Origin of the sequence: Microcystis sp. M083S1 (assembly GCF_020246405.1) — a bacterium.
GTDB classification, from domain to species: Bacteria; Cyanobacteriota; Cyanobacteriia; order Cyanobacteriales; family Microcystaceae; genus Microcystis; species Microcystis aeruginosa_C.
In genome coordinates this window covers 1-2,699 of the sequence record NZ_JADBTB010000195.1, presented here as the reverse complement: position 1 = coordinate 2,699, position 2,699 = coordinate 1, and the positions used below count along the sequence as shown (strand labels likewise).

2 protein-coding genes and 1 pseudogene are annotated in these 2,699 nt (G+C 48.3%); 1 reads left to right on the top strand and 2 read right to left on the bottom strand.

Translation table 11 applies throughout. The features are described 5' to 3' along the window. Positions 1-257: 257 nt before the first annotated feature. Positions 258-1,154 (bottom strand): ABC transporter permease, encoded by an 897-nt coding sequence (locus tag IM450_RS17935; RefSeq protein WP_287668974.1) that lies wholly within the window; start codon positions 1,152-1,154, stop codon positions 258-260. Positions 1,155-1,491: 337 nt separating this feature from the next. Between IM450_RS17935 and IM450_RS17930 the strand changes: the two genes are divergently transcribed. After that, positions 1,492-2,241, top strand: coding sequence for a PEP-CTERM sorting domain-containing protein (locus IM450_RS17930; protein ID WP_287668971.1), 750 nt, complete (start codon positions 1,492-1,494; stop codon positions 2,239-2,241). 109 nt (positions 2,242-2,350) lie between these two features. On the opposite strand, the pseudogene IM450_RS17925 reads toward IM450_RS17930, so the two are convergent. Next, a pseudogene (locus IM450_RS17925) lies at positions 2,351-2,699 on the bottom strand (hypothetical protein); the annotation flags it as partial.

The following is a 2,699-nucleotide window of genomic DNA, read 5'->3' as shown; positions in this document are numbered from 1 at the left end:
CTTATCAAGGGGGGACTAAGGGGGGATCGGCACCCCCCTTATCAAGGGGGGACTAAGGGGGGATCGGCACCCCCCTTATCAAGGGGGGACTAAGGGGGGATCGGCACCCCCCTTATCAAGGGGGGACTAAGGGGGGATCAGAGGCAAAATCTATATTCAATTTAATTATAACTACTTACTTGTCTAGTTTTTGGTGGTGAGAAAGTTGTAGGCTTTTCAGTGAACAGTAAACTGATAACTTATAACTGATAACTGATTTAAGCAAAACGACGACGAAGTAAGGGCTGAATTGCCAAAAGGATTAGCAGATCGAAAGCGAAGAGCAGGGCTAAAACTGTCAAGAAATTGAGGTCAAGCCAAGGGGTTTGTAAGACTATGCTATCAAAAGACCAGTGCTGATTGAAATAAATATAACGGATTGGTTCGATCGCATAGGTAAGAGGGTTGAGACTAGCGATTACTTGTAACCAATCTGCCATAAAGTTTAAGGGAGCGAGGGCGGTACTGGCAAATAAAAGCGGTAAATTGGTGACGAAAATGACGGCGATTAATTCGATATGTCCGGGCAGAGCAAAGGTTAAACTGAGACTCAAGGCAGTCATCCCCAAAACTATTAGGAAAACAATCAAAGCGATCGCACCTAATCCGGCTAAACTAGGCAATCCGGCCCCTAAAAAGGCACTAGCAGCCACGATCGAGGCGGTTTGGATGAAACTGAGGACGATAATATAGATGGTAGAAGCGGCCACGATCGAGTAACGAGTGGTTAAAGGTGCTACCAAGAGACGGTTAAGGAAGCCAAATTCTCGATCGAACATTACCGGCAAACCGGCATTGAGGGCCCCAGAAAAAGCGGTAAAGACAATCACTCCGGGGGCGAGAAATTTAGCATAACTGAGATCGTTGCCGAATAGTCCCTGGGGAGCCTTATAAAACAATGCCCCGAATAAAATCAGCCACATAAAGGGCTGAATTACCCCCGCGATTAGGGTTGAAGGACGACGTTGTAATTGGATGAACAGACGTTTAGTCATGGCCAGAGTTTCTTGCAGAAATTCCCCTAGCACATTTCCCCCATCCTCCACCGTTGCTGCTCTAGTGGGATTGGGGGCTAAACTAGCTTTTAAGGAAGAAGGTGTGATGGTTTGGCTCATGAAATATTTACCTCTAATGCAGTCTTAACGAGTAATTTAGATAGTCAACAGTTTATAAGTGATCAGATGGCTCTCTTGGGGTCCCGGTGATCAGCAAATCCTCTCGAAGAAAAGGCTGACACCCTACCACTTCTCCAATATACAAGGGGCGCAAGCCTTGGGGGAGAAGAATGTAAATATTTATTAAATTGTAGCTTTTGATACAACGCGGGGGGGGGAAGTGTGTACCCTCTTGAATGTTAGGTTCGCTGGTCATTGTTTTGGGTTGCCCTATTGCTTAACCCAAATCTAAATGTCCTAAGCACTCAAACCATTTACCATTAACCCTTTTCTTTTGATGAAAATAAAACAACTCGGCATTGTCTCCGCCGGGGTTGCCCTGGCAACTCTGGGAACCAGTGCGGCACAGGCTGCTTTGGTGGTCGTCCCTACAGGCTTGAATCCGGGCGATCAGTATCGTTTGGTGTTTGTCACCTCCGGCACACGGAATGCAACAAGCTCCAACATCAACGACTACAATACCTTTGTCACCAACCAGGTAACAGGAAGCGCTCTTGCTACGCAATTAACAACGGCAGGATTTAACCTGGGTACAATCACTTGGAAGGCGATCGGTTCTACTTTCGCTACCTCTGCCAAAGTCAATACCGGTACTGATGGCAGTCAGCCAGATGTTCCCATCTACCTCATAGATGGCAACAAGGTCGCCAATAATAATGCCGATCTCTGGGATGGGTCTCTCCAACACCCCATAAATCTACAACCTAACGATGTTATCTCCTCCAACCTTGTTTGGACAGGATCAGTTTATCTCGGTACCGGATTTCCTCAGAATCAGTTGGGCGGAGGAGGGTTCTTTGGTTCCGTGGCCGCGGGGCAGGCTGATTCCGTGGTTTTTTCTGGTTGGATAGCGCAGACCACTGACGTTTCTTCCACTGCGAAGTCGCTGTATGCGATGTCGAGTGTGTTGACCGTGCCCGGAAATCAGCCCGCACCCGTTCCGGTCCCCGAACCCGCGAGCCTTCTTGGTTTTATCACACTGGGCGGTTTAATGCTAGGGGGTGCTGTCCGCAAAGCTAGAAAATAATGCCTACAAGGGAGAGGAGACGCGGGTTTCCTCTCTCTTTTTTGGGGGGTTTTTGATACTTGGTTCCAAGGCTCTGCCTTGTAACCAAACATTTAGGCTCTGCCTAAATTTAAAAGTCAATCTGAGGAATAGTTTCAGGATCTATCCCTAATTCCCGCAATCGTGCCGCTAGTTGTTCTGCTCGTTGTTTGGCCGCAGAAGCCTCTTGTTTAGCCGCAGAAACCTCTTGTTTCGCCGCAGAAGCCTCTTGTTTGGCCGCAGAAGCCTCTTGTTTGGCCGCAGAAGCCTCTTGTTTAGCCGCAGAAACCTCTTGTTTCGCCGCAGAAGCCTCTTGTTTCGCCACAATTAACTCCTCATCGGCCAGGGGAATCAACTCTCCCTCCAGCGTCAACCAGCGCAACCATAGCCGCTCAATTCCCCGATAGGAACCTTGCCACAAACCCAAGCTCAATTCCAGT

Excerpts from the sequence above, each read along its gene's own strand:
- IM450_RS17935 (WP_287668974.1), bottom strand. The coding sequence starts at position 1,154 with ATGAGCCAAACCATCACACCTTCTTCCTTAAAAGCTAGTTTAGCCCCC.
- IM450_RS17930 (WP_287668971.1), top strand. The coding sequence starts at position 1,492 with ATGAAAATAAAACAACTCGGCATTGTCTCCGCCGGGGTTGCCCTGGCA.